This window comes from Roseateles sp. L2-2 (genome assembly GCF_050613215.1).
GTDB classification, from domain to species: Bacteria; Pseudomonadota; Gammaproteobacteria; order Burkholderiales; family Burkholderiaceae_C; genus Roseateles; species Roseateles noduli.
Map to the genome: position 1 here is coordinate 1,342,073 of NZ_CP192509.1, position 22,606 is coordinate 1,364,678.

The 22,606-nt window shown below is 67.9% G+C and carries 28 protein-coding genes; 19 read left to right on the forward strand and 9 right to left on the reverse strand.

Annotation, left to right across the window (positions count from 1 at the left end):
- Positions 1-8: 8 nt before the first annotated feature.
- The 4 genes from ACQZ13_RS06095 to ACQZ13_RS06110 form a co-directional block, all read right to left on the reverse strand.
- The gene (locus ACQZ13_RS06095; protein ID WP_431050320.1) at positions 9-881 is read right to left on the reverse strand and encodes a carbohydrate ABC transporter permease; all 873 of its coding nucleotides are present in this window, start codon (positions 879-881) and stop codon (positions 9-11) included.
- A 57-nt stretch (positions 882-938) separates the two neighbouring features.
- A complete protein-coding gene (locus ACQZ13_RS06100) occupies positions 939-1,874 on the reverse strand; it encodes a carbohydrate ABC transporter permease (protein WP_431050321.1) in 936 nt (311 codons plus the stop codon).
- 16 nt (positions 1,875-1,890) lie between these two features.
- Complete coding sequence (locus ACQZ13_RS06105) at positions 1,891-3,192, reverse strand: extracellular solute-binding protein (protein ID WP_431050322.1); 1,302 nt, start codon at positions 3,190-3,192, stop codon at positions 1,891-1,893.
- Positions 3,193-3,400: 208 nt separating this feature from the next.
- Positions 3,401-4,426 carry a LacI family DNA-binding transcriptional regulator gene (locus ACQZ13_RS06110; RefSeq protein ID WP_431050323.1) on the reverse strand — a complete coding sequence of 342 codons (1,026 nt, stop codon included), beginning with the start codon at positions 4,424-4,426 and terminating at the stop codon, positions 3,401-3,403.
- Positions 4,427-4,591: 165 nt separating this feature from the next.
- Between ACQZ13_RS06110 and ACQZ13_RS06115 the strand changes: the two genes are divergently transcribed.
- From ACQZ13_RS06115 to ACQZ13_RS06155, 9 genes are all read left to right on the forward strand, one after another.
- On the forward strand, positions 4,592-5,038 hold the full coding sequence (locus ACQZ13_RS06115) for a hypothetical protein (RefSeq protein ID WP_431050324.1): 447 nt from the start codon (positions 4,592-4,594) through the stop codon (positions 5,036-5,038).
- Positions 5,039-5,080: 42 nt separating this feature from the next.
- The gene (locus tag ACQZ13_RS06120; RefSeq protein ID WP_431050325.1) at positions 5,081-5,494 is read left to right on the forward strand and encodes a hypothetical protein; all 414 of its coding nucleotides are present in this window, start codon (positions 5,081-5,083) and stop codon (positions 5,492-5,494) included.
- Between the two features lie 17 nt (positions 5,495-5,511).
- On the forward strand, positions 5,512-5,946 hold the full coding sequence (locus tag ACQZ13_RS06125) for a WapI family immunity protein (RefSeq protein WP_431050326.1): 435 nt from the start codon (positions 5,512-5,514) through the stop codon (positions 5,944-5,946).
- A 40-nt stretch (positions 5,947-5,986) separates the two neighbouring features.
- Entirely contained in the window at positions 5,987-6,346 is a 360-nt protein-coding gene (locus tag ACQZ13_RS06130) for a hypothetical protein (protein WP_088408515.1), read from the forward strand.
- A complete protein-coding gene (locus ACQZ13_RS06135; protein ID WP_431050327.1) occupies positions 6,343-6,597 on the forward strand; it encodes a hypothetical protein in 255 nt (84 codons plus the stop codon). Before ACQZ13_RS06130 ends, ACQZ13_RS06135 begins: the two co-directional genes overlap by 4 nt.
- Before the next feature lie 4 nt (positions 6,598-6,601).
- Complete coding sequence (locus ACQZ13_RS06140) at positions 6,602-6,892, forward strand: hypothetical protein (RefSeq protein ID WP_431050328.1); 291 nt, start codon at positions 6,602-6,604, stop codon at positions 6,890-6,892.
- Entirely contained in the window at positions 6,889-7,818 is a 930-nt protein-coding gene (locus ACQZ13_RS06145; protein WP_431050329.1) for a hypothetical protein, read from the forward strand. The genes ACQZ13_RS06140 and ACQZ13_RS06145 overlap by 4 nt, the downstream gene beginning before the upstream one ends.
- Positions 7,815-8,354, forward strand: coding sequence for a CPCC family cysteine-rich protein (locus ACQZ13_RS06150; protein WP_431050330.1), 540 nt, complete (start codon positions 7,815-7,817; stop codon positions 8,352-8,354). The genes ACQZ13_RS06145 and ACQZ13_RS06150 overlap by 4 nt, the downstream gene beginning before the upstream one ends.
- A gap of 171 nt (positions 8,355-8,525) precedes the next feature.
- Positions 8,526-10,397: a methyl-accepting chemotaxis protein gene (locus ACQZ13_RS06155; RefSeq protein WP_431050331.1), complete on the forward strand. Its 1,872-nt coding sequence runs from the start codon at positions 8,526-8,528 to the stop codon at positions 10,395-10,397.
- Here ACQZ13_RS06155 and ACQZ13_RS06160 read toward each other — a convergent pair.
- Both ACQZ13_RS06160 and ACQZ13_RS06165 read right to left on the reverse strand, forming a co-directional pair.
- Positions 10,342-10,653: a hypothetical protein gene (locus ACQZ13_RS06160; protein WP_431050332.1), complete on the reverse strand. Its 312-nt coding sequence runs from the start codon at positions 10,651-10,653 to the stop codon at positions 10,342-10,344. The two genes, ACQZ13_RS06155 and ACQZ13_RS06160, sit on opposite strands and share 56 nt — an antisense overlap.
- Positions 10,650-11,396 carry a sulfite exporter TauE/SafE family protein gene (locus ACQZ13_RS06165; protein ID WP_431050333.1) on the reverse strand — a complete coding sequence of 249 codons (747 nt, stop codon included), beginning with the start codon at positions 11,394-11,396 and terminating at the stop codon, positions 10,650-10,652. Before ACQZ13_RS06165 ends, ACQZ13_RS06160 begins: the two co-directional genes overlap by 4 nt.
- A gap of 110 nt (positions 11,397-11,506) precedes the next feature.
- On the opposite strand from ACQZ13_RS06165, the gene ACQZ13_RS06170 reads away from it, so the two are divergent.
- The 6 genes from ACQZ13_RS06170 to ACQZ13_RS06195 all read left to right on the forward strand — a co-directional run bounded on the left by ACQZ13_RS06170 (position 11,507) and on the right by ACQZ13_RS06195 (position 16,285).
- On the forward strand, positions 11,507-12,430 hold the full coding sequence (locus ACQZ13_RS06170; RefSeq protein WP_431050334.1) for a LysR substrate-binding domain-containing protein: 924 nt from the start codon (positions 11,507-11,509) through the stop codon (positions 12,428-12,430).
- A 121-nt stretch (positions 12,431-12,551) separates the two neighbouring features.
- The gene (locus tag ACQZ13_RS06175) at positions 12,552-12,764 is read left to right on the forward strand and encodes a type II toxin-antitoxin system HicA family toxin (protein WP_431050335.1); all 213 of its coding nucleotides are present in this window, start codon (positions 12,552-12,554) and stop codon (positions 12,762-12,764) included.
- Positions 12,765-12,775: 11 nt separating this feature from the next.
- Entirely contained in the window at positions 12,776-13,225 is a 450-nt protein-coding gene (locus ACQZ13_RS06180) for a type II toxin-antitoxin system HicB family antitoxin (protein WP_431050336.1), read from the forward strand.
- Positions 13,226-13,346: 121 nt separating this feature from the next.
- Positions 13,347-14,360: an aldo/keto reductase gene (locus ACQZ13_RS06185; protein WP_431050337.1), complete on the forward strand. Its 1,014-nt coding sequence runs from the start codon at positions 13,347-13,349 to the stop codon at positions 14,358-14,360.
- A 162-nt stretch (positions 14,361-14,522) separates the two neighbouring features.
- Positions 14,523-15,497, forward strand: coding sequence for a diacylglycerol/lipid kinase family protein (locus ACQZ13_RS06190; protein ID WP_431050338.1), 975 nt, complete (start codon positions 14,523-14,525; stop codon positions 15,495-15,497).
- A complete protein-coding gene (locus ACQZ13_RS06195; RefSeq protein ID WP_431050339.1) occupies positions 15,494-16,285 on the forward strand; it encodes a metallophosphoesterase family protein in 792 nt (263 codons plus the stop codon). The genes ACQZ13_RS06190 and ACQZ13_RS06195 overlap by 4 nt, the downstream gene beginning before the upstream one ends.
- On the opposite strand, the gene ACQZ13_RS06200 is transcribed toward ACQZ13_RS06195, so the two are convergent.
- From ACQZ13_RS06200 to ACQZ13_RS06210, 3 genes are all read right to left on the reverse strand, one after another.
- Entirely contained in the window at positions 16,255-17,100 is an 846-nt protein-coding gene (locus tag ACQZ13_RS06200; protein ID WP_431050340.1) for a phosphatase PAP2 family protein, read from the reverse strand. The genes ACQZ13_RS06195 and ACQZ13_RS06200 overlap by 31 nt on opposite strands.
- Positions 17,101-17,110: 10 nt before the next feature.
- Positions 17,111-17,284: a hypothetical protein gene (locus ACQZ13_RS06205; protein ID WP_431050341.1), complete on the reverse strand. Its 174-nt coding sequence runs from the start codon at positions 17,282-17,284 to the stop codon at positions 17,111-17,113.
- Between the two features lie 167 nt (positions 17,285-17,451).
- Positions 17,452-17,706, reverse strand: coding sequence for a hypothetical protein (locus ACQZ13_RS06210; protein ID WP_431050342.1), 255 nt, complete (start codon positions 17,704-17,706; stop codon positions 17,452-17,454).
- 157 nt (positions 17,707-17,863) lie between these two features.
- Here ACQZ13_RS06210 and ACQZ13_RS06215 point away from each other — a divergent pair, with 157 nt between their 5' ends.
- The 4 genes from ACQZ13_RS06215 (at position 17,864) to ACQZ13_RS06230 (ending at position 22,548) form a co-directional block, all read left to right on the forward strand.
- A complete protein-coding gene (locus ACQZ13_RS06215) occupies positions 17,864-18,862 on the forward strand; it encodes a LysR family transcriptional regulator (RefSeq protein WP_431050343.1) in 999 nt (332 codons plus the stop codon).
- Between the two features lie 186 nt (positions 18,863-19,048).
- The gene (locus ACQZ13_RS06220) at positions 19,049-20,122 is read left to right on the forward strand and encodes a Fe(3+) ABC transporter substrate-binding protein (RefSeq protein WP_431050344.1); all 1,074 of its coding nucleotides are present in this window, start codon (positions 19,049-19,051) and stop codon (positions 20,120-20,122) included.
- A 4-nt stretch (positions 20,123-20,126) separates the two neighbouring features.
- The gene (locus tag ACQZ13_RS06225; protein WP_431050345.1) at positions 20,127-21,851 is read left to right on the forward strand and encodes an ABC transporter permease; all 1,725 of its coding nucleotides are present in this window, start codon (positions 20,127-20,129) and stop codon (positions 21,849-21,851) included.
- 10 nt (positions 21,852-21,861) lie between these two features.
- Positions 21,862-22,548: an ABC transporter ATP-binding protein gene (locus ACQZ13_RS06230; RefSeq protein WP_431050346.1), complete on the forward strand. Its 687-nt coding sequence runs from the start codon at positions 21,862-21,864 to the stop codon at positions 22,546-22,548.
- Positions 22,549-22,606 lie beyond the last annotated feature (58 nt).

The window sequence follows — 22,606 nt, forward strand, 5'->3', positions numbered from 1 at the left end:
GTCGGGTGTCACTTCACCGCGCCGACGGTCAGGCCCGAGATGAGCTGCCGCGAGCACAGGACGAAGAGCACGATCAACGGCAGCGTGGCGATGGCGGATCCGGCCATCAGCGCGCCCCATTCGGTGTCCACCGGGCTCTGCAGCGATCGCAGCGCCAGCGGCAGCGTGTACATGTCGGGCGAGCGCATGACGACCAGCGGCCCGATGAAGTTGTTCCAGGAGGAGATGAAGGTGATCAGCCCCAGCGTGCCCAGCGCCGGCTTGAGCAGCGGCAGCACGATGCGGGCGTAGATGCCCAGCTCGCCGCAGCCGTCCATGCGGGCGGCCTCGACCAGCTCACGCGGCACGGCCGAGCCGATGAACTGGCGCATCAGGAAGATGCCGAAGGCGCTGGCCGCGCCGGGGATGTAGAGCGCGCGCGGCTGATCGATCCAGCCGAGCAGGTCCATGATCATGAAGCTCGGGATCATGTTCATGAAGCTGGGCAGCAGCATGGTGCCCATGACCAGGCCGAACAGCGCCTTCTTGAAGCGGAACTCGTACATCGCGAAGGCGTAGCCGCCCATCGAGCAGAACAGCAGCGTCAGGCCGGTGTTGCAGATGCCGACGTACAGGCTCAGGCCGAGGTTGCGCCAGAAGGGCAGGCGCTTGGTGAGGATGTCGACGTTGGCCAGGAAGTCGTCGCCGAACCACATCGGCGGCGGCAGGCTGAAGATCTCGGTGCGCGAGTGCGTCGCGAAGACGAACATGAAATAGAACGGCGCCAGCATGATCAGCGCGCCGGCGCCGACCAGCAGGTAGGCCGACCAGGTCGTCATGCGCGGCGGCTGCGCGGCGTGCGGCGCGGCGGCGTCGAGGGGGGCGTGCATCGTGGTGCTCATGGCAGGGTCCGGAGGCTCCGCGGGGTCCGTCGTGTCCGAGTGACGTTCATGGGGGCCTCAGTCGTCCTTGCGCCGGAAGGCGCGGTTGGTGAGCCAGGTCAGCCCGGCCACGATGAAGAACAGCAGCCACGACATCGCGCTGGCGGCGCCGAAGTCGTTGAAGTCGAACGCGTTGCGGTAGAGGTAGACGGCGGCGCTCATGCCGGCCTGGTCGGAGCCGCCCTTGCCGCCGGTGAGGATGAAGGGTTCCTCGAACAGCTGCAGCCCGCCGATGACGCTCAGCGTCACGCCGAAGAAGATCATGGGCCGCAGGCTGGGCAGCGTGATGTGGAAGAACTGCTGCAGGCGGCTGGCGCCGTCCATGGTCGCGGCCTCGTAGAGGTCGGGCGGGATGGTCTGCAGCGCGGCCAGGTAGAGCACGACGTTGAAGCCGACGTAGCGCCAGAACACGATCATCGAGATGGCGGGCTTGAGCGCGTCGGGGTCGTTGAGCCAGTCGACGGCGGCCTGCGGCATCAGGTGGCCGATCAGCGGGATCTCGCGCACGGTGGCGATGGCGAGGTTGATCAGGCCGTAGTCGGTCGAGAACAGCGAGCTGAACAGGATCGCGATTGCGACAGAGGACGTGATGTAGGGCAGGAAGTAGGCGCCGACCATCGGATTGCGCCAGCGCTTGAAGGCGATGTGCAGGAAGGTGGCGAGCGGGATGGCGACCAGGTGCTGCGGCACGCCCGAGGCGATCGCGAGCCAGCCGGTGTTGCGCAGCGACTTCCAGAACCATTCGTCCTGGAGCGCGAAGGCGAAGTTGTCCAGGCCGACCCAGTGCATGGCGCCCAGGCCGCTGGTCGGTTCCCAGCTGTGGAAGGCCAGGTAGAGCGAGAACAGCAGCGGGAACAGCCCGAAGACCACGAACAGCAGCAGGAACGGCGCCAGCAGTGCGTAGGGGGCGTAGCGCGGCGACAGGCGCAGGGCTTGGGGAAGGCGGAAGCTCATGGCGATGGGTCCCGGGTCAGCGGTGCGCGCGCAGCTGCAGCAGACGCTGCGCGTCGGCCAGGGCGGTGGGGATGTCCTTGCCGCGGTCGAGCACCTTGTCGAGTTCGGTGTCGATCACTTCCTTGGCGAAGTTGTCCTGCTTGTGCACGGGGTAGGCGCGGATGTGGTCGGCGGCCTCGCGCCAGTCGCGGCGGGCCTGCTGGCCGCCGAGGAAGGGCAGCGGCAGATCGTAGAAGGCATCGGTCTGGGCGGCGATCAGGGCGGGGAAGGCGTCCTGCGCCTTGAAGGCGGCGAGCTGCTGCGTGCGGTTCATCGTCATGAAGCGGATGAACTCGTAGGCCATGGGCTTGCGGGACGCGTCGGCGTGGCGGGCGATGGCGAAGAAGGTGCCGCCGTAGGCGGCGAAGGCGCCCTCGGGGAGCTGCGCCGAGCGCCACTTGCCGCGGGTGCTGGGGGCGAGCCAGGTGTTCAGGTGGCCGGCCAGCCAGGCGCCCGACATCTGCGTGGCGATGCCGCCGCGCTTGAAGCCCTCGGACCAGTCGGAGGACCAGGCGATGACCTTGGCGTCGAGCTGCTGGCGGCGCACGGCGCGGGCGAGCTCGAAGGCGCGGACGAAGCGCGGCGTGTTCACCAGCGGGCGGGAATCCTTGTCGAAGAACAGGCCCTCGCCCGGCTCGAGGCCGGTGCGGATGAGGATGTCCTTCATGTCGCGGGCGTGGGCCATCAGGTAGGCGCCGGTGGCGGCCTTGATCTTCACGCCGGCGGCGACGTAGCCCTCCCAGCTGCCGGTCAGGTCGGACTCCTTGAGTCCGGCCTTGGCGAGCAGGTCGGTGCGGTAGAGCAGGGCGCCGGGGCCGATGTCCGTGGGGACTGCGAGCACGGCGCCCTTGGGCGTGGTGGCCTGGTCGAAGGCGTAACCGACGAAGCGCGACTTGTCGGCGCTCAGGTTGTAGGGCGGACCGGACAGGTCTTCGAGGCCGGTGCCCTGCGCGAAGCGGCCGAGATAGCCGATCTCCAGCGCCATCACGTCGGGCAGGCCCTTGGCGGTGGAGAGCGCCGTCGTCATCGCGGTGTGGTGGTCGTTGAGCTCGCGGCTCACGATCTTCACGTCGACGTCGGGATGGAGCTCCTTCCAGGCGGGAAGGGCACTGCGGACGATCTCGTCGATGGCGGGGAAGGCGGCGACAGTCAGCGTGGTGGTGACGGTCGGGGGCGCCGTCGAGGGAGCGGCTGACGTGGTCGAGGGCGTCGATGCGGAAGCGGAGGTTTGAGCGGCAACGCCTGACCCTGCCTGGGCGACGCCCAAGGTCAATGCCATCGCCCATAGGCATCGTGCCCACTGCCGCATGCTGTCTGTCTCCGTCGTCGTTCTGTTTATGAAAGCGCTTTCATGATAACGAACGAGAGAGTGTGACCGTACCAGGGTTATCGCTAGGGAGGGTGGCCGGCGCTCTTCTTACTCCCTCTCCCGCTTGCGGGAGAGGGCAGGGGTGAGGGCCAGCGGCGGTGGCAGTACCGAGGCCCGATCAGAGCGAGCGCGTCGACGACCGGATGATCAGCCGCGGCTCGGGAAGCTGCGCGGTGGGATTCTTGTTGCCCAGCAGATCCAGCAGCGCCTGCGCGGCGCAGCGACCGAGTTCGAGGCCCGCCTGGTGGATGGTCGTCAGCGGCGGAATGCAATGCGCCGCGCCGGCCAGATCGTCGAAGCCGACGATGGAGACGTCCTCCGGCACACGCAGCCCGCGCCGATACAGCGCCAACGACGCACCGAACGCCATCTGGTCGTTCGCCGCGAAGATCGCGGTGAACGGCTCGCGGCTGTCGATCAGCCGTTCGACGGCCATCACGCCGCTGTCTTCCTGGAACAGACCGGGCAGCACCAGCGCCGGCTTGTATTTCACCCCCGCCGCTTCCAACGCCGCGCGGTATCCCCTCAAACGCTCCTGCGCATCGGGGTGGACCGGATCGCCGGTGATGAACGCGATCTTGCGGTGACCCTGCGTGAGCAGGTGATGCGTCGCGAGCCGCGCGCCTTCGAAGTCGTTGAAGTTCAGCGCATACAGGCTGGGCGCCTTCAGCGTCCGGCCGGTGACGACGACGGGCAGTTCCTTCGCCAGCTTGCGCAGCGACTCGTCGCTGAGCCGGCCGGTGAGCACGATGATCCCGTCAACGCGGCGCGCGCGCAGCGTGTCGATGCAGCGCTGTTCTTCCTTGGCGTTCCAATGGCCGCTGGCGAACAGCGGCACATACCCGGCGGCGTCGAGGACTTCCTCGATGCCGCGCAGGGCGACGCCGTAATACGGGCTGTCGATGGCCTGGGTCACCACGCCGACGCTCAGCGAGCGTCCGCCGGCCAGCACGCGGGCGATCGGATTCGGGACGAAGCCGAGGTCCGCGATCGCGCGGTCGACGGCGTCCTTCTTCTCCTGGCTGACGACGGCGGTGCCGTTGAGGATGCGCGAGACGGTGCTCGGCGAGACCCCGCTGACTTCGGCGACCATGCCCAGCGTCACCTTCGAGGGCGGCGTGCGGGCGGACTTGGTGCTCTTCATGAAGGGGATAGCGTTGTCGTTGCGCGGCGAGTGTAAGGGACGGTTGCCGGGTGGGGGAAAACGGATGGACGGGCGATAGTCGCGCGTTTGGCGGACGACCGGATCGCGACGCAGCCGCCCCCGGGACTTGAAACAATAATCTCTCCAGACGGCGCTTGGGAGCCTATGTTTGCGTCGACCGAAGGGAACTGGACGATGAATTGGAGACTTGCAGGGACTTGCTCGCTGACTGGCGGCGAGGACGGCACCTTCATGCCGGCGGGACTGAAGGTGCGCCTGCTGGCCGGATCGCTCCATCAGTTCTGCATCGGTCTTTGTCTCCTGGACAAGGGGTTGGTCGAGAGCCTGGATCTGGTCGAATCAGACAGCGACCGTGTGCTTCGTTTGACCGCTGGCGCCCGCTCCACATCGGTCCAGTCCATCAAGAACAAGATCGTTTTGTCGCTGGATGGCACGGAGCTTGAACGATGGGTGCACTTCACGCTTCGCACCGTGCGTGACGGTGTTGCGGAGGTCGACCACCTCGACGTGGATGCGCGTGTCGAAGGCGGGGAAGCTGAGGCGACGACCATCGTGGTGGTCTTTCCCGGTTCCGGATCATCAGGACGGTGAGGGGGCTGCCAAATCGAGGTGGTTCCGGTCAGAGGAGGACCTATGGACATCGTCAGCGTTGATCCGGTGGATTGGGTAGGTTCCCATCCGCAGAAGTTTTTTCCGACTGGCAAAGTCGAGCCCATTGGCCTCCTTGCCTACTTGATGGCTGACGTCATCGAGTTGGGCGGAGGCACCTGTTCAATGGTTCGAGACGGAGAATGGTGGCTCGTCGGCAGCGACTTCGACTGGCTTCAGCACGATCGATATTCGGCATCGGAGCTCTTCCGTCATGTGGTGCCGGCTCCGGGACACGGTGAGCACTCGATGCGTGGAGAAATTCTTCTTGCGACGTTTGCCAGGAACGTGAGCGTCTCGCTGGGGCGAGATCTCTTACGAGTCAAGGGCAACGCACCACCGCAGAAGACTGTGGATCGCGCGAAGGAGTTTCGGCGCGCCATTGTGTTCTCCATGTAAGGGCAGGGCCGGAATTCATGACGACAGGAAATTCGTTTTCTTTGGATGTCCTGACCTACGAGTTTTCTCGGGCCAGCGACAAATACGATGCCAACTGGCTTCAAGTCCGAATTCGAGCTCAGACCGATTCGTCGTCGTGGACCGCGTCATCGGCGTGTCTGCTGACCTGGGAACTGGTCAGGCTTCGACACTGGTTCTCGGCGCTGACGACGGGAGTCGGAGCGACGATCTCCTTCATCGAGAACGAACTCGCTTTCCGATTCGACCGGGAGGGCGGGAAGTTGGTCGTCGTCCTGGACTACGCATTGCATCCCAACGAAGGTTCCTATCGGCACGGCATCGACACGGAATGTCTGCTGGAGCTGGATTGGAATGAGCGGCGCAGGCAGGAGATCCTGACGAGTCTGGATGCGCTGATCTCCCGGTTCCCAGAGCGGGCAGTGCTCGCTTGAGCATGACCCGGGATAAAAGAATTCAGGGGAAGGGTATCTGATGCAGCTCACGGACGAAGAAACGTTCGCGCTCGGCAGGCTTTTCGCGGGCACCGATGCCTTGGATGCGGCCATCGCCTCGACGGCGCATCGAGCGACTGTCATCGAACGAAGCTCGACGACCTGCGGAGCATTCGCCACCATTCGTTTTCCGGATCCACTGCCATCGGCCATTGGCGCCTTGCAACGGGACTGGAACTTCTCGCATCGCGATCTGGAGCACGGCGGATCTCTGATGGCGTCGTTGGTCTATCCAGATGTGATTGAGCTGGAGTTCGTGGCCCACATCGAGCCGTGGCCAAAGGCGTTTGATCCAAGCGCGTTCAGCGAGGACGGTTCCGTCGATCCGATCGAATCATGAAACTCCAGAGATTTTGGGTCGTTTTCAGGAATCCCCCCGCCTTCAGCCCCTTGGGGATCGGGTGCGGCATTTCGGCGTTTGACCATCACGATGCGCTGAAGCTGTTGGAAGCGACCGTGTTCAAGGAGCATGGTGCCCTGGAGATCGCATCGATCGCGGAGGACGTCGACGTCTCCACATTGAATCCGCTTCATGTGCTGCCGAACATGGGGTCGTGCCTGATCCGAGGCCTCTGGTTCCCCCAGACGTGAACGCATGGAAGACGACGAAGATATCGCAGCGCGCGTGGCGCTCCTCTTTCGAAGCTATGCCGACAAACTGTCGGCCGACGGTCGCACGCACGTGGACCATTACATCGACGTCGGCGAACTCGAGATGGCCTTTGAGTCCTTCGTGCTCACGTTGATGGAAGAGCGAATCTCCCCGGAGGCCGAAGACCGAGTTGAGATGCGAGCCATCGGGGTCGCGCTGAAGCTGGACAAGGAAACTGTGTTCCGTCCCGATTTCTGGGAGGCCGCACAGTCTTATTTCGATTGGTTGGCATGAAGGTCCGTTTCGACTCCACCACCCTTCATCAGAGCGGAAGCGGCGCCATCACCGGCGTCGTCCATTTCGACTTTGACCCTGGGTCGCAGTTCCCCGTTGCGGAGTGGAACGACTTCGTGGTCGTGATTGCAGCCTGGTGGCTGACGGCGATCGAGGAGATCGAGGGCGGCCAACCCAGCGCCAGGCTGCAATTCATGGACGGTCCCTACTGGATCGTCATGAAGCGGCAGAACGCAACCACGGTGACGCTGGACTGCATTGAGGACCGGCGCGGTGCGGACGTTGCCTGTTCAGCCATCGTCGAGGTGGCAGTGCTTCGCGCTGAAGTGCTCCGGTTCTCTCGTGATCTCATGAGGGCATGCACGGAGCAAGGCATGCGCTCAGCCGATCTTGAACATCTGCGACGTGGGCTGGAGAAACTCCCCGTTCAACACGTGTCGTCAGTCGGTCTCCTGCGTCTCGCTGTACTCCGATACGCACTGCTTCCGCCGGTGTTGATGTGGCGCGACCACGCTGGCGAGCGCGACGGCGTCGACCTTGAGCGCGCCGTGCGCGGCGGACTACCCGATCGGCGGACGGCGGCCCAGCGCCTTTGCGACTTCATCGACCGCGACGCTTCGAGCGCGTCGACCGACGATCTGCGTCGATCGATGATCGGATTCCTGCGATCCGTTCCGTTGCTCGACATGGACGAGGTCGGTGATGTGGCGGACGTGGCAATGGAACTGACAGACACCGAGGTCATGGCGTTTTTCGATGGCAGCGCCGTCCCCACTTGGTTGGAGCCGCACAATGACGAAGCCAACCTGTTCTATGCCGGGGGCGTCGAGGTCCATTACGACTGGTACAACGGGATCGAAGACAAGTCTCCGCTGGCGCTGGTGCGCCTCTATCTTCAGCAACTCGTCGCCTTGGAATCCGAATGACCCGCTCCGAAGCGATCGATCTACTGGCTCGGCATGAGCTTGCCGAGCTGACCGCGTCAGCCCGCGAGTCTCACCTGCTCAACTGGTGGTCCATCGATGAGGAAGATGAGGAGTTCGCCGGGTTGCCCGTCGAGCTGAAGCAGGCGCTGCTCGACACCGACGCCCCTGCAGATCCGAGCCTTCGACTCTTCGATCCGCTGTTGCTGATCGCCCTTCGGTATTGTCATGTCGGCGTGCGCAACGACTATCTCAGCCGACGTCTCGCCGCTCTCGGCATCGACGCGGCGGTTGACGGGCCGGTCGAACCAATGGTCGCGTGCCCGTGTTGCGGGTATCGCTCCCTGGGTCAACGCGGCCACTATGAGATCTGCCGCGTCTGCTTCTGGGAAGACGAAGGCAACTCCCCGTTGGACCAAAGGAGCGGGTCCAATCACATGACGCTGCGCGAGGCGAGAGAAAATTTCCAGCGCATCGGCGCCTGTGACGAAGGCTCGTTGGTGTTTGTGCTCCCGGACGGTCGCGATCGCTACGCCTGATCCGTGCCGAGGCACTTCGGGCGGCCTGCGCCCGACCCCACCGCCCGACCGTTAAAAACCCCCGCTTCCCGGCCACCTCACAGGCGAATCTCCGGGTTGTCCTGTCGCTGTAACGAAGCGTTGCAAGACTCGCGGCGCCTCCCCAGCACCGGCCTCCCAAGGTCCCGCCGCATGTCTCTCAAACACCGTCTCGCCGTCGTCGCGCTCCTGTGCGGCGCCGTCTGCCTGCTGCCCACCGCGCAGCTGGGCTTCAACCTCCTGGAAGCGCTGCGCACCGTCAAGGCGCAACGCGCCGCGCTCCCCGCCAACCAGGCCTGGCAGCGCGTGATCGCCGATCTGTCCGAACACCGGCTCGCCTCAGCCACGGCGTCCAGTCATCCGGAACAAGCCGCCGCCCGCGACGCCGCCGCTGCGAAGATCGAGAAGGACTTCGAAGCAGTACTCGCCGAACTCGACAACGTGCGCCACAGCGATGCGCTGACTGAAGAAGCGACGAAAGTCCGCGAGCAGTTCAAGGCGCTCCACGCGAAAGGCGTGAGCCAGATGCTCCAGGTCCAGACGCCCCAGTACCGCGTCGTGTTCGATGCGATCTTCGATGCGGTGGCGCAACTGAATGCGCGCTCCGGGCTGCTGATGCAGCAAGACGGCGCCACCTACTTCAACGTCGTCGCCGGTCTGCAAGTCGCGCCCCAATTGACCGACACGCTGGCGGAGCTCGGCGCGATCGGCGCCGCCGCCGCGGTGGACGACGTCGCTGCGGTCGGCAATGCCGCCGGGCGTTACCGCGCGGACCTGCGCCAGCTCAATGCCGCGCTGCGCCAGGCCGCCGTCGCCGATGAAGCGCACGCCGCCGACTACGCCGAGACGCTGCAGCGCGTCGCCCAGCAGCGCCAGGTCGTGCTAGAAGCGCTCGACGCGTCGGCGAAGGATGTGAACTACCCGCTCGATCAACTCGTCGCCACGCTGAAGAAGGGCGCGGTGCTGCAGTCGGAGCTCTCGGCGCGCGTGATGGACACGCTCGCGCAGCGGCTCGACGACAGCGAGTCCGCCGTCGCGCACCGCTTCCTTCTGACGACCGTCGTCGTGATCGGCGGGCTGATCGCCATGGGTCTGGTGCTGTGGCGCACGCTGCTCGGCGTCTGGCGTCCGATCCGCGAGGCCGAGACGCTGACCGAGCGCATCGCGCAAGGCGATCTGACCGCGGAGTCGTCGTGGCATACCAACGACGACCTCGGTCGGATGCTCGATGCGATCCGCTCGATGCGCGATCGGCTGCGTGGTCTGGTGACGCAGATGCAAGTCGCATCGGGTGAGATCCACGGTGCCGCCGACGAGATCGCCTCCGGCAACCAGGACCTCAGCGTGCGCAGCGAGCACGCCGCTGCGCGCGTGCAGGAGGCGTCGAGCAACGTGCAGCGGCTGTCGGAGACGCTGGACGGCACGGCGCAGGCTTCCGTGCGCACGCGCGGGCTGGCCGACGAGGCCAGCGCCAGTGCGGCCGCCGGCGGCCGCATGGTGCAGGGCTTCGTCGAGACGATGAGCTCGATCGGCGCGAGCTCCAAGCGCATGTCGGAGATCGTCTCGGTGATCGACACGATCGCGTTCCAGACCAACATCCTGGCGCTGAACGCTGCCGTCGAAGCGGCGCGCGCCGGCGAGCAGGGCCGCGGCTTCGCCGTGGTCGCGGCCGAGGTGCGCAACCTGGCCAAGCGCAGCGCGGGCGCGGCCGGCGAGGTCAAGGTGCTGATCGGCGAGTCGGTCACGCGCGTCGAACGCGGTCAGGCCGAAGTGCAGGCCGCGGGCACGGCCATCGCCGGCATCGAGCGCGGCATCGGCCGGGTCAGCGCCGAGATCGAGCGCATCGCGCATGAGGTGGCCGAGGAGGCGATCAGCCTCCAGCAGCTGCGCGGCACCTTCACCGATGTCGAACGCATGGTCCAGCAGAACGCCGCGCTGGTCGAGGAAGCCGCCGCGTCGGCCGCCTCGCTCAACGATCAGGCGGAGCGGATGAACGAGCTGGCGTCGGCATTCCGGCTGGGTTGATCGCCGGATCGATCGAGGGATCGGTCGCGGTTCCGATCGCATGACCCGCGCCGGCGACCAGCCGCGCACGGGCTTCGTCGAGCACGTCCACCAGCTCCGACGAGGCGACGTGCACCGCGAAGCTCGCCTGCGAGGCGTCGGGTTCGCCCGGCGTGTCCATGCGATCGACGCGTTCCGCGTCGTGCAGCCACAGGGCGAGCCGGTAGGCGCGCTCCAGTAGCGCCGCCAGCTCGCAGCGTTCATCCCGCGCGTTCATAGGCCACGCCACAGGTTCGCAATGCCGAGCGCGATGAACACGACGAACAGCGCGCGCTGGAAAGTCGTCGGGCTGATCCTCGCCCGCACGGCGGCGCCGACGCCCAGTCCGGCGAACGCGGCGGCGAGCGCCACCAGCGAGGACACTGTCAGCACCGACCCGCTCTCGAACGAATGCAGCCGAGCGGCCAGCGACAGCGTCGCGACGGTGAAGGACAAGCCGAGTGCCTGGATCATCGTGTCCTTGTCCAGCCGCAGCGCCTGGAGGTAGGGCACCAGCGGCAGCGCGAAGACGGCGGTCGACGCGGTGACGAAGCCGGTCGCCAGTCCGGCGGCCAGGCCGATCCACCACGCGTGCGGCGACACCTGCGGCACGACCGGTTTCCACAGCCCCCACAGGCCGTAAGCGACGAGGATGACGCCCAGCGCGAGCCGCGCGTCGATAGGCGCGATCGAACTCAGGTCGGGTCCCCAGACGGTGCTGACGATCATCCCGAGCCACACGGGCCAGAGCGTCGTGACGATGCGTCGCCAGGCCGGTCCCTGGCACTGCGCGATGTTGGTGACCAGCGACGGCATCACCAGCAGCGCCGCGGCCTGCGCGGGCGCCATCCACAGGCCGAGCAGGCTCATGGCGACGGTCGGCAGGCCCATGCCGGTGACGCCCTTGACGCCGCCGGCCAGGACGAAGACGAGTCCGATGCCGAGCCAGGGTGCGAGCGCCGCGAAGGAGGTGGAAGCCATGCGGCGGATCTTCGAGTGGAGGCGCGACGCTGTCGATCTCGATGTGCGGCGGATATCCTTCGTGTTTGCAAGAGGATGACCTCGAAGACCGCAGGACCTGGAACGCCTCGATGACCGCAACGCGCACCACCGCCCGCCCGATCGACTACCGCGTCGATCCCTTCGACCTGCAGCTGTTCGAGGCGGTCGTCGTGCACGGCTCGATCACCGCCGGCGCGGCGGCGATGAGCCTGTCGCTCGCCGCCGCGAGTGCGCGCTTGAAAGGCCTGGAGCACCGGGTCGGCGTGCGGCTGCTGGATCGCTCCAAGTCCGGGGTGGTGGCGACCGACGCGGGTCGCGCGCTGTCGCGCCAGGCCAGGCGGGTGCTGTCCGAGTTGGATTCGCTGCACATCGAGATGTCGGCCTTCGGCCGCGGGCTGCGCGGCACGGTGCGCCTGCTCGGCAACACGGCCGCGCTGGTCGAGGCGCTGCCGCCGCGGCTCGGCCGCTTCCTCGCGGAGCATCCGGACATCGACGTCGAACTGCAGGAGGCGCCCAGCGACGCCGCGCTGCAGGCCTTGCGCGAAGGCGTCGCCGACGTCGTGATCGTCACGAACCACGTCGACACGACGGGGCTGACGGCGCGGCCCTGGGTGGAGGACGAGCTGGTCGCGCTGCTGCCCGCCGTCAGGCGGGGACGGGCGCCAAAGAGCGTGCGTTTCATCGAACTGCTGGACCGTCCGTTCGTCGGCCTCGGCGCCGACGCCGGACTGAGCCGCTATCTGCTCGCGCAGGCCGCACGCAGCGGCCGCGTGCCGCATCACCGCGTGCGCGTGTCCGGCTTCGAGGCGATCGTCCGGCTCGTCGAAGCCGGGGCCGGCGTGGCAGTGATGTCGCGCAGCGCGGCGGAACGCGAGCGGACGGAGGGCGTCCATATCGCCAGTCTCGACGAGCCGTGGGCCCGCAGGACGCTGATGCTCTGCCATACGGCGCAGGCGCTGGAGCAGCCGGGGGTGATCGCGTTGGTGACGGCGCTTATGGGCGGCCAGGATTGAACCTAAGAGGTTCAACCCTCCTGAATCTGTAGTTCTGACCCTGATTTCTGTGTGAGAGCGGCTGAACTCCACGAGTTGCAGTCATTGATGAATCGGACATAATTGTCCGAGAGTTCGTTGCATGACCGGCAACGAATTCATCAGGCGAGTGCGAGCGCTCGCACGCACGCGCGGCGTACCGGTTCAGTTGGACGCCAAGCGAGGAAAGGGGAGCCACCAAGTGCTGTTCCTGGGGAAGACAAGGACGACTGTCCGCAATCCGAAAGACGAATTGAAGACGGGGATGCTGCATGCCATGCGCACTCAGCTCGGAATTCGCGTCACTGACCTATGAAGGAGAAAGCCGTGGAACGATTCGAGTACGCCGTGCATCTGGAGCCTGCATCCGAGGGCGGATTCGTGGTCACTTGCCGGGACCTGCCGGAACTGATCACACAGGGCGAGGATGTTGATCACGCGCTAAGTGAAGCCAGCGATGCCATGGACGAGGTGTTTGCGCTCTACATGTCTGAGGGCGCCGCCTTTCCGGCACCGACGCGGGCCCGTCGTCGTGAACATCTCGTGTCGCCGCCGCCGGAGACCGTGGCCAAGGCTGCCTTGCACGCCGCCATGCAGTCCGCCAGCGTGTCTAAGGTTCAACTGGCGCGCCGGCTTGGCGTCGACGAAAAGGAAGTCCGGCGGTTGCTGGATCCCCATCACGCCTCCAAGCTGCCGCGTATCGCCGAGGCGGTCCAGTTGCTCGGACGGCGCCTGGTGATCGGCTTGGAAGACGTCGCCCTCCGCGGCGGCCGCTAGCCCTTATGAGCAGCAGACGCGGCCCATGCGATCCGCAAATATCTGCAGTTCACCGATTCAATTTCATGAATCGCCGGTCAGCCCCTAGATTGGGAACACGCTCTTCCTGAAAGGACTTCCCATGGCTCTGAAAGAACTCCTCCCCGGCAAGCTGGGATTCGGCACCGCCCCGCTGGGCAACATGTTCCGCGACATCCCGGAAGCCGAGGCCCGCGCCACCGTCGACGCCGCCTGGAACGACGGCATCCGCTACTTCGACAACGCCCCGTTCTACGGCGCCGGCCTGGCCGAGATCCGCATGGGCGACGCGCTCGCCGGCCGCCCGCGGGACGAATACGTCATCAGCACCAAGGTCGGCCGCCTGATCCTCGACGAGGTCGAGGACGTCAGCGCCCGCGACAACGGCGAGAAGGGCGACGTCTTCAAGTACGGCCGCCCCAACAAGATCGTCAACGACTACTCCGAGGACGCGACGCTGCGCTCCATCGAGGACAGCCTCAAGCGCCTGAAGACCGATCGCATCGAGATCGTCTGGGTGCATGACGTCGCGCAGGACTTCTACGGCGACGAGTGGCTGGGCGTGTTCGAAGGCGCGCGCAAGGGCGCCTTCAAGGCACTCGACCGGTTGCGCGACGAAGGCGTGATCAAGGCGTGGGGACTGGGCGTGAACCGCGTCGAGCCGATCGAGCTGGTGATGGCGCTCGACAGCGCGCGGCCCGACGGCTTCCTGCTCGCCGGGCGCTACACGCTGCTCGACCACGACCGCGCGCTCCAGCGCGTGATGCCGGAGGTCACGAAGCAGGGGCTGGGCATCGTCGTCGGCGGTCCGTACAGCTCCGGTGCGCTGGTCGGCGGGCCGAACTTCGAATACGCGCCCGCCACGCCGGCCATCCTCGACAGGGTCGCCCGCATCAAGGCGATCGCTGACCGTCACGGGATCAGCATGAAGGCGGCGGGCTTGCAGTTCTCGCTCGCAAATCCTGCGGTTGCCGCCGTGATTCCCGGTGCCAGCCAGCCGAGCCGGCTCGCGGAAGATCGCGCGGCGCTGAACGAGAAGGTGCCCATGGACTTCTGGCGCGAACTGCGTCAGACCAAGCTGGTGCATCCGGACGCACCGCTGCCCGGCGGCGTCTGAGCGGCATGCCCCGTCCGGGCTACGGCGCCTGACGGGGCCATGCCTGCGACGGGCAGGGAGCGGGGAGGGCGCGGGAAGGCATCGGGCTAGGGGCGTCGGGCGTCCGGCTTGCCGGGACGGTTATCGTTCCAGCTTTCCGCCTCGTCGCGCGCCCCATCGTCCATGTCCCTGCCGACCGCGTCCCGCCTCCCTCCGCTCTTCGTCGTGTTCAACCGCGCCTCGGGCCGCGGGGACCGGGATGAAGTCGGCCCCGCCGTCGAGGCCGCCTGCCGCGCCGCGGGGCGGGAGTGCCAGTTGTTGCCCGTCGAGAGCCCCAATCAGCTCGCCGACACCGCCCGCGAGGCCGTCCGCCTGGCCCGCGAGGTGGACGGCGTCGTCGTCGCCGCCGGCGGCGACGGCACCATCAACTGCGTGGCGCAGAAGGTGCTCGGCAGCGGCTGCACCTTCGGCGTGCTGCCGCGCGGCACCTTCAACTACTTCGCCCGGACGCACGGCATCCCTTCCGACATCGACGGCGCGCTGCGTGTGCTCCTCAATGAAAGCCCCTCGCCGGTCCAGGTGGGCCTGCTGAACGACCGGGTCTTCCTCGTCAATGCGAGCCTCGGGCTCTACTCGCAGTCGCTGGAGGACCGCGAGGTCTGGAAGAAGCAGTTCGGCCGCAGCCGCCTGATCGCCGTCGGCGCGGTGCTGGCGACCATCCTGCGCGGCCATCGCAGCCTCGGCTTGACGATCGAGTTGCACGGGCAACCGCGCAATGTCCGGACCCCGACGGTGTTCGTCGGTAACAACGCGCTCCAGATGGAGCAGGTCGGCCTGCCCGAAGCGCAGGCGATCGATCGCGGCGAGCTGGCCGGCGTGATGCTCAAGCCGGTCGGGCGCTGGGGGCTGCTGAAGGTGCTCGCGCGCGGCGCGATGGGCAAGCTCGCGGAGGCGGACCAGGTCGTCAACTTCCCCTTCACCCGCCTGACCGTGCGCAACCGCAGATTCGGCGCACGCCGCGTGAAGGTCGCCACCGACGGCGAGGTGCTGTGGATGCGTCTGCCGGTGCGCTTCGAGGTCGCGCCGGAGCCCTTGATGCTGATCCGGCCCGATGGGTTGTCGGAAGAGCGCCGGCAGGCGCAGGAGAGCGGCCGATGACGGTCGTGCTCCAGATGTCCGACCCGCATTTCGGCACCGAGCGGCCGATGGCGGTGGGTGCGCTGGAGCGGCTGTGCGGCGAGCTCAAGCCCGACCTGCTCCTCATCACCGGCGACATCACGCAGCGCGCGCGGCCCATCGAGTTCTCGCGCGCGAAGGCCTTCGTCGAGAAGCTCGGCGTGCCGGCGCGGCTGGTCATCCCGGGGAACCACGACATCCCGTTGTACGCGATGGCCACGCGTTTGCTGCATCCCTACCAGCGCTACGAGCGCGCGTTCGGGCCCGCCGAGGACGGTGAGTTCGAGACCGACGACCTGCTGGTCGTCGCGCTCAACACGACGCGCCGCTACCGGCACAAGAACGGCGAGGTGTCCGACCCGCAGGTCGAGCGCACCGCGCAGCGGATCGCGCGAGCGAAGCCCGGGCAGGTGCGGCTCGTGGCCGTGCATCAGCCGGTGGCGGTGATCAAGACCGTGGACGTCTCCAACCTGTTGCGCGGCCACGCGAAGGCGGTGCGACGCTGGTCGGAGGCCGGCGCGGATGCCGTCGTCGGCGGCCACATCCATCTGCCCTACGTGTTGCCGTTGCACGAACGAAGGACGGACCTGCCGCACCCGGTCTGGGCGGTGCAGGCCGGCACGGCGCTGAGCGTCCGCGTGCGCGGCGGGATCCCGAATTCGGTCAACGTGATCCGGACGGGCCCGGCGCGCACGGCCGTCGTCGAACGCTGGGACGTCGACGAGACGGCCGGCGTCTTTCAGCGCGTGAACTCGACGCCGCTGGCCTGACGCCCGGCGCGTCTTCGCCTTGCCCAGCGCGCGAGTTCGATGCTCACGATCGAGACGGTGAGCCAGGCGGCGCCTGAAGCGAAGCCGGCCAGCACGTCGCTGGGGAAATGCACGCGCAGGAAGATGCGGCTCGCGCCGACCGAGAAGGCCAGCGCCGCTGCCGCGATCCAGGCCGTCACATGCCAGCGTCTGGGCAGCAACCGCACGGCGAGGTAAGCCAGCATCCCCATCGCGATCACCGAGCCGGAGCTGTGGCCGCTGGGGAAGCTGAATCCCTCCTCGGTGAGCCACTGGGTCGGATGCACCGGGCGGGCGCGTTCGAAGATCTGCTTCAAGGTGGGATTGAGCGCGGCGTTGCCCAGCATCGCCAGCGCCCAGCCGAGCGCGAGTCCGCGGCGGCGCAGGACGAGCAAGCCCACCGTCACGGCGAGGCCGAGCGTGATCAGCGTTTCCCGGTTGCCGACGAAGGTGATCAGGTAGAACAGATGCAGCGCGAGGTCGGGCACCTGTTCGATCATCGCGACGATGAAGGCCTCGTCGAGCTGACCGAGCGTCTGCTCGGTGTGCAGCTCCTCGGCAATCTCGGCGAACAGGTATGCGCCGCCGACGATGAAGGCGAAGCCGGCCGCGAAGCGCAGCAGCAGCGAGACCGGAGAGAGCGGCTCGGGCGCGGCGGCCTGTCCGCCGCGGTCCGGCAGCAGCGCGCGCGCAACCAGCCAGGTCGTGCCGGTGACCAGGACCAGCAACGCGCCGTAGATCGCCAGCGCATGGGCGCCGGCGAAGCCGGCGGCGTCGAGGAGGGAGACGTGGGACATCCGTCGATTGTTAGCTCAACATCCACGGATATTTCTGCATCGACCTTCGATACAGCCATTCGAAAAGATCGACGGCCACGGACACGTCGTTGCGCTCGTACACGCCGAGCATCGCCACCACGTAGTCGCTCGCCTCGACGCCGCCGAAGCTGAGCGGTGCGCAGTGGCCGGCCAGCAGGGGCATGTTGGCCGACAGTTTGACGGATCTGGACTCGCGGACTGCCTTGAACTTGCTAGCCAGGCTGTCTCCCGACACCCTGTTGCGGCTTCCGCGCGACAAAGAAAAAAGCCGGACCTCGCGGCCCGGCTTTTCCTTGCAGGAGGGACGCTGGTCAGGCGTCCTGAAGAAACTCAGTACATCATCCAGCCGTTGCGGGCGACGCGGCGCAGCGAGAAGGCCAGGTCCGGACGCTCGGCCGACTGCTCGGCGGCGGCTTGCAGGACGGCTTCGCGGGGACGCAGCTCGATGGAGGCGTGGACGAATTCGACGACGGCGTGGCCGGCGCGCAGGGCCAGGCTCACCAGACGCTCGCCGGCGGCGCTCGCGGTGCGCGCCCGGGCTGCGTCGGCAGCCATCACTTGGATGTTCAGCGTGGTGGTGGTCATGGCGGTTCCCTTCTGAGGTGATGTTCGGTGGCGCTTGGCGGGTGGCCGTTGCGCCATGGACGTCATATTGCGGTTTTCACGTACGGCACGCCAATTGCACTTGGGAATCGGGTCATCACTGCCGGAAATGACCCGTGACGGATTTAGCATCCGGGCCATGAGCACCCCCCGCCCCGTCAACTTCCGGACGCTGGACCTGAACCTGCTGCGCGTCTTCGACGTGGTGATGGAAGAACGCCACGTCACCCGCGCCGCCCACCGGCTGGCCATCACCCAGCCCGCCGTCAGCAACGCCCTGAGACGTCTGCGGGAAGCCACGCACGAGGAACTCTTCATCCCGAGCTCCACCGGCGTCGAGCCCACCCCCCACGCCCAGTCGCTCTGGCCAGTCGTCCGCCGGGCCCTGTCGGCGCTGCAGCAGGCGCTGGAACCCCAGGTCTTCGACCCGCGCGCCGCCGGCAACACGGTCAGCTTCACGCTGGCGATGGCGGACGCGACCGCCGCGCTGGTGGTGCCGCAGCTGAGCCGGCGCTTCCTGGAGGAAGGCATCCACGTCGGCCTGCGCGTGGTGCCGCTGACCACCCGCGACCCCCGCGAGCTGCTGGAGCAGGGCTGGGCGGACCTGGCGATCGGCTTCTTCCCCGATCTGACCGAGCAATTGCTGGTCGAGGACGACAGCACCGCCTTCCGGCGCGAGGCGCTCTACGCCAGCCGCTACGTCTGCGTCATGCGGGCCGACCACCCCCTGGCCGCGCCCGGCGCCCTGACGCTGGACGCCTACTGCGCCGCGCCGCACCTGCGCGTGAGCTTCGCCGGCCGGGCGCACGGCTTCGTCGACGACGCGCTGGCCATGATCGGGCGCAAGCGCCGCGTGGCCATGACGGTGAACAGCTTCTTCACCGGGACCATGGCCGTGCAGCAGTCCGACCTGATCACGGTGCTGCCGGACAGCTTCGTGCCGGCGACCGGCTTCGCGGGCCAGCTCGCCTGCCGGAACCTGCCCTTCGCGCTGCGCGGCATCGACATCAGCCAGGTCTGGCACATCCGCGCCGAACCGGACCCGGCGCAGCGCTGGCTGCGGCAAATCATCGGGGAAATCTCCGACGTGATCGCCGCCGGCGCGCGGGCGCTGCCGCAGACGGCCGGCGCGGTCTGACCTCGTCTGACCTCAGCCTGAAGGCACGCTGAAGGAAGGCCGCCCTCGTCGCTGCCGTCCGGGACCCGGTAATCCCTGCGAACCCTCGCAGCTTTTGTCTCCTTCCGCCAGGCGGACAGGGCGCCTACATTGCGCCTTCCTCAGATGAGAGTCGTTCTCATCAACGCCAGAGAAAGAGACCAGACGATGCGCCGCGCCACTCCCTCGTTCCGCTTCCATGTCCGTCCGATCGGCGCCGCCGCGGCGGTCGCGCTGTCCGCGGTCGCCCTGGTGCCAGGTGTTGCGCAGGCCAACGTGCCTGCCGGCGGTGAGCTGACGCTTTACACGACGCGCGAGGTCGCGCTGGTCCAGCCGCTGCTGTCCGCGTTCACCGCGAAGACCGGGACCAAGGTCAACACCGTGTTCGTGAAGGACGGTCTGCTGGAGCGCGTCAAGGCCGAAGGCGCGCGCTCGCCGGCCGACCTGCTGATGACGGTGGACGTCGGCAACCTGATCGACCTCGTCGAGGGCGGCGTGACCCAGCCGCTGAAGTCGGCCGAGGTCGACGCGGCCGTGCCGGCCAACCTGCGCGCCACCGACGGCCAGTGGACCGCGCTGTCGGTGCGCGCCCGCGTGCTGTACGCCGATCCTGCCCTGAAGGCGACGGCCATCCGCTACGAGGACCTGGCCGATCCGAAGTGGAAGGGCAAGGTCTGCACGCGCTCGGGCCAGCACCCGTACAACACCGCGCTGGTCGCCGCGATGATCGCGCACGACGGCGAGGCCAGGACCGAGCAGTGGCTGCGCGGCCTGAAGGCCAACCTCGGCCGCAAGCCCACCGGTGGCGACCGCGACGTGGCGCGCGACATCCTGGGCGGCATCTGCGATGTCGGCCTGGCCAACTCGTACTACGTCGGCCAGATGAAGGCGTCCAAGCCCGGCAGCGACGCGCGCAAGTGGGGCGACGGCATCCAGGTGCTGAAGCCGACCTTCGCGAAGGGCTCGGGCACGCACGTCAACATCAGCGGCGCCGCGGTGGCGAAGCACGCGCCGAACAAGGCGGCCGCGCAGGCGCTGATGGAGTTCCTCGTGTCCGAGCCGGCACAGCAGCTCTACGCGCAGACCAACTACGAGTACCCGGTGCGCACCGGCGTCACGCTGGATCCGCTGATCCAGTCGGCGATCGGCCCGTTGAAGGCCGATCCGCTGCCGCTGACGGAGATCGCGCGCCATCGCAAGCAGGCCAGCCTGCTGATCGACAAGGTCGCCTTCGACCAGTGATCGCGTGAGGCGGGTCTTCGACCGGCCGCATGCGGTCGGTCCGCTCTGGCGCCTGACGGCCCTGGCCGTCGCGCTCGTCGTGCTGGCGCCGCTGGTCGCGCTTGCGTGGACGGCGCTGGGCGCCGGGGTCGCGCATTGGGCCCACCTGTTCGAGCACGTGCTGCCGCGCGCCGCCGCGCAGACCGCGACGCTGCTCGCCGGCGTCGGCCTGTTGACGGCCGTCGTCGGCACCGGCTGCGCCTGGCTGGTGACGCGCGTCGACTTCCCCGGTCGCACGGTGCTGCGCTGGGCGCTGCTGCTGCCGTTGACGGTGCCGACCTATATCGCGGCCTACAGCTACGTCGATCTGCTGCATCCGATCGGACCGTTCCAGGGCGCCGTGCGCGCGCTGCTCGGCTTCGATTCGCCGCGCCAGTTCCGGTTGCCCGACGCCCGCTCGATGGGCGGCGCGGTGCTGGTGCTGTCGGCGGTCCTCTATCCCTACGTCTACCTGAGCATGCGCGCGATGTTCGCGACGCAGCCTGCGCGGTTGCTGGAAGCGGCGCGACTGCTCGGGGAAGGGCCGTGGGGCGCGTTCCGGCGCGTCGCACTGCCGATGGCGCGGCCGGCGCTCGCCGTCGGTGTCGGGCTGGTGCTGCTGGAAGTGCTGAACGACGTCGGCGCGTCCGAGTTCCTCGGCGTGAGCACGCTGACCACGACGATCTACACGACCTGGGTGACGCGCTCGGATCTCGGCGCGGCCGCGCAGATCGCCTGCGCGATGCTGGCGATGGTCGCGTTGCTGGTCTGGCTGGAGCGGCAGGGACGTCGCCGTCAGCGCGCCGGCAGCCTGCGCGCGATGCGCGCCGCGGCGCCGCGTCGGCTTCGCGGAGCCTCAGCGTGGCTCGCGACGACGGCGGCGTTGCTGCCGGTGCTGATCGGCTTCGTGCTTCCCGCAGGGCATCTCGCGGTGTTGGCCTGGAAGCGGGCGTCGGAGGGGCACGGCCTGTCGAGCGAGGTCGTCTCCGGCGCGATGCATTCGGCGGGTCTCGCCTTGAGCGTCACGGCGATTGCTGTCGCGGCGGGGCTGGTGGTCGCCTGGGCGGCCCGCTCCACAGGTGGCGCCGGACGCGCCCGCGCCTGGTGGCTGGGCAGCGCCGCATTGGGCTACGCGGTGCCTGGCACGGTCCTGGCGATCGGCCTGCTGCCGCCGGCGCTGGCCGTGGACGGCTGGATCGCCGGGGCGCTCGGCCTGCCGGGCCTGCCGCTGATGAGCCTCGGCGCGGTGCTCGTCGTGGCCTGCGCGATGCGATTCCTTGCCTTGCCGATCGGCGGCGTCGAGGCGGGGCTGGCGCGTCTGCCGGCGCCGCTGGAACAGGTCGCGCGCAGCCTCGGCGAGACGCCGTTCGGCACGCTGCGGCGCGTGCATCTGCCGCTGCTGCGTCCGGCGCTCACGGCGAGCGCCTTGCTGGTCTTCATCGACGTGATGAAGGAACTCCCCGCGTCGTTGCTGCTGCGGCCGGCGAACGTCGAGACCCTGCCGACGCTGCTCTACGCCGAAGCCGCGCGCGGGAGCTACGAGCATGGCGCGCTCGCGGCGCTGCTGATCGTGGCGGTGGGCCTGCCGGCGGTGCTGCTGCTGAGCCGGGAGCCCGCCGCGCCGGCGACGACAATGCCGCCCGAGCCGTCTGTGCCCCCTGTGTCGGACGCCCGATTCGAGGCGAAAACATCCGCCGCACTGCCGCCATGAAAGAAGTCCCATGACCACGCTCGCCCTCGAGGACCTCCGTGTCCGCTACCCGGGCGCCGAAGCCGCCGTGCTGAAGGGCTTGTCGCTGACCTTGCCGCTGGGCGGCATCGCCTGCCTGCTCGGCCCCTCGGGGTGCGGCAAGAGCACGGCGCTGCGCGCGATCGCCGGCTTCGAGCCGCTGAGCGGGGGGCGGGTCCTGCTCGGCGATCGTGTGCTGTCCGGCCCCGGCGTCCACGTCGAGCCGGAGCACCGTGGCGTGGGTCTGCTCTTCCAGGAGATCGCCCTGTTCCCGCATCTGACCGCGGCGGCCAACGTCGGCTTCGGCCTTCGCCGCCGGCCGGGTGCCGAGCGCGATCATCGTGTGCGCGAGCTGCTGGCGCTGGTCGGGCTCGACGAACTGGGATCGCGCATGCCTCACGAGCTGTCCGGCGGTCAGCAGCAACGGGTGGCGCTCGCCCGCGCGCTGGCGCCGTCGCCGCGCCTGCTGCTGCTCGATGAGCCGTTCTCCAGCTTGGATGCGGTGACCCGGGACAGGCTCGCGACGGAAGTGCGGGACATCCTGCGCGATGCCGGCCAGACCGCGCTCATGGTCACGCACGATGCCGACGAAGCCGAGGCCATGGGCGACTGGATCGGCGTGATGGCGGGCGGGCGGCTCGTCGAATGGCGACCCACGCAGGCGATGGCGACCGGGTGAAACTTGGTGGACGATGTGCGGAACGGCAGGCCAGCGCATCCTGGTGTACACCGCCTAT

What these genes read in the sequence shown, in the direction of transcription:
- ACQZ13_RS06155 (WP_431050331.1), top strand. Translation starts at nt 8,526, where the DNA reads ATGTCTCTCAAACACCGTCTCGCCGTCGTCGCGCTCCTGTGCGGCGCC.
- ACQZ13_RS06160 (WP_431050332.1), bottom strand. Translation starts at nt 10,653, where the DNA reads ATGAACGCGCGGGATGAACGCTGCGAGCTGGCGGCGCTACTGGAGCGC.
- ACQZ13_RS06145 (WP_431050329.1), top strand. Translation starts at nt 6,889, where the DNA reads ATGAAGGTCCGTTTCGACTCCACCACCCTTCATCAGAGCGGAAGCGGC.
- ACQZ13_RS06135 (WP_431050327.1), top strand. Translation starts at nt 6,343, where the DNA reads ATGAAACTCCAGAGATTTTGGGTCGTTTTCAGGAATCCCCCCGCCTTC.
- ACQZ13_RS06230 (WP_431050346.1), top strand. Translation starts at nt 21,862, where the DNA reads ATGACCACGCTCGCCCTCGAGGACCTCCGTGTCCGCTACCCGGGCGCC.
- ACQZ13_RS06190 (WP_431050338.1), top strand. Translation starts at nt 14,523, where the DNA reads ATGTCCCTGCCGACCGCGTCCCGCCTCCCTCCGCTCTTCGTCGTGTTC.
- ACQZ13_RS06170 (WP_431050334.1), top strand. Translation starts at nt 11,507, where the DNA reads ATGACCGCAACGCGCACCACCGCCCGCCCGATCGACTACCGCGTCGAT.
- ACQZ13_RS06175 (WP_431050335.1), top strand. Translation starts at nt 12,552, where the DNA reads ATGACCGGCAACGAATTCATCAGGCGAGTGCGAGCGCTCGCACGCACG.
- ACQZ13_RS06095 (WP_431050320.1), bottom strand. Translation starts at nt 881, where the DNA reads ATGAGCACCACGATGCACGCCCCCCTCGACGCCGCCGCGCCGCACGCC.
- ACQZ13_RS06140 (WP_431050328.1), top strand. Translation starts at nt 6,602, where the DNA reads ATGGAAGACGACGAAGATATCGCAGCGCGCGTGGCGCTCCTCTTTCGA.
- ACQZ13_RS06220 (WP_431050344.1), top strand. Translation starts at nt 19,049, where the DNA reads ATGCGCCGCGCCACTCCCTCGTTCCGCTTCCATGTCCGTCCGATCGGC.
- ACQZ13_RS06130 (WP_088408515.1), top strand. Translation starts at nt 5,987, where the DNA reads ATGCAGCTCACGGACGAAGAAACGTTCGCGCTCGGCAGGCTTTTCGCG.
- ACQZ13_RS06195 (WP_431050339.1), top strand. Translation starts at nt 15,494, where the DNA reads ATGACGGTCGTGCTCCAGATGTCCGACCCGCATTTCGGCACCGAGCGG.
- ACQZ13_RS06100 (WP_431050321.1), bottom strand. Translation starts at nt 1,874, where the DNA reads ATGAGCTTCCGCCTTCCCCAAGCCCTGCGCCTGTCGCCGCGCTACGCC.
- ACQZ13_RS06115 (WP_431050324.1), top strand. Translation starts at nt 4,592, where the DNA reads ATGTTTGCGTCGACCGAAGGGAACTGGACGATGAATTGGAGACTTGCA.
- ACQZ13_RS06215 (WP_431050343.1), top strand. Translation starts at nt 17,864, where the DNA reads ATGAGCACCCCCCGCCCCGTCAACTTCCGGACGCTGGACCTGAACCTG.
- ACQZ13_RS06150 (WP_431050330.1), top strand. Translation starts at nt 7,815, where the DNA reads ATGACCCGCTCCGAAGCGATCGATCTACTGGCTCGGCATGAGCTTGCC.
- ACQZ13_RS06120 (WP_431050325.1), top strand. Translation starts at nt 5,081, where the DNA reads ATGGACATCGTCAGCGTTGATCCGGTGGATTGGGTAGGTTCCCATCCG.
- ACQZ13_RS06125 (WP_431050326.1), top strand. Translation starts at nt 5,512, where the DNA reads ATGACGACAGGAAATTCGTTTTCTTTGGATGTCCTGACCTACGAGTTT.
- ACQZ13_RS06165 (WP_431050333.1), bottom strand. Translation starts at nt 11,396, where the DNA reads ATGGCTTCCACCTCCTTCGCGGCGCTCGCACCCTGGCTCGGCATCGGA.
- ACQZ13_RS06110 (WP_431050323.1), bottom strand. Translation starts at nt 4,426, where the DNA reads ATGAAGAGCACCAAGTCCGCCCGCACGCCGCCCTCGAAGGTGACGCTG.
- ACQZ13_RS06205 (WP_431050341.1), bottom strand. Translation starts at nt 17,284, where the DNA reads ATGCCCCTGCTGGCCGGCCACTGCGCACCGCTCAGCTTCGGCGGCGTC.
- ACQZ13_RS06185 (WP_431050337.1), top strand. Translation starts at nt 13,347, where the DNA reads ATGGCTCTGAAAGAACTCCTCCCCGGCAAGCTGGGATTCGGCACCGCC.
- ACQZ13_RS06200 (WP_431050340.1), bottom strand. Translation starts at nt 17,100, where the DNA reads ATGTCCCACGTCTCCCTCCTCGACGCCGCCGGCTTCGCCGGCGCCCAT.
- ACQZ13_RS06105 (WP_431050322.1), bottom strand. Translation starts at nt 3,192, where the DNA reads ATGGCATTGACCTTGGGCGTCGCCCAGGCAGGGTCAGGCGTTGCCGCT.
- ACQZ13_RS06210 (WP_431050342.1), bottom strand. Translation starts at nt 17,706, where the DNA reads ATGACCACCACCACGCTGAACATCCAAGTGATGGCTGCCGACGCAGCC.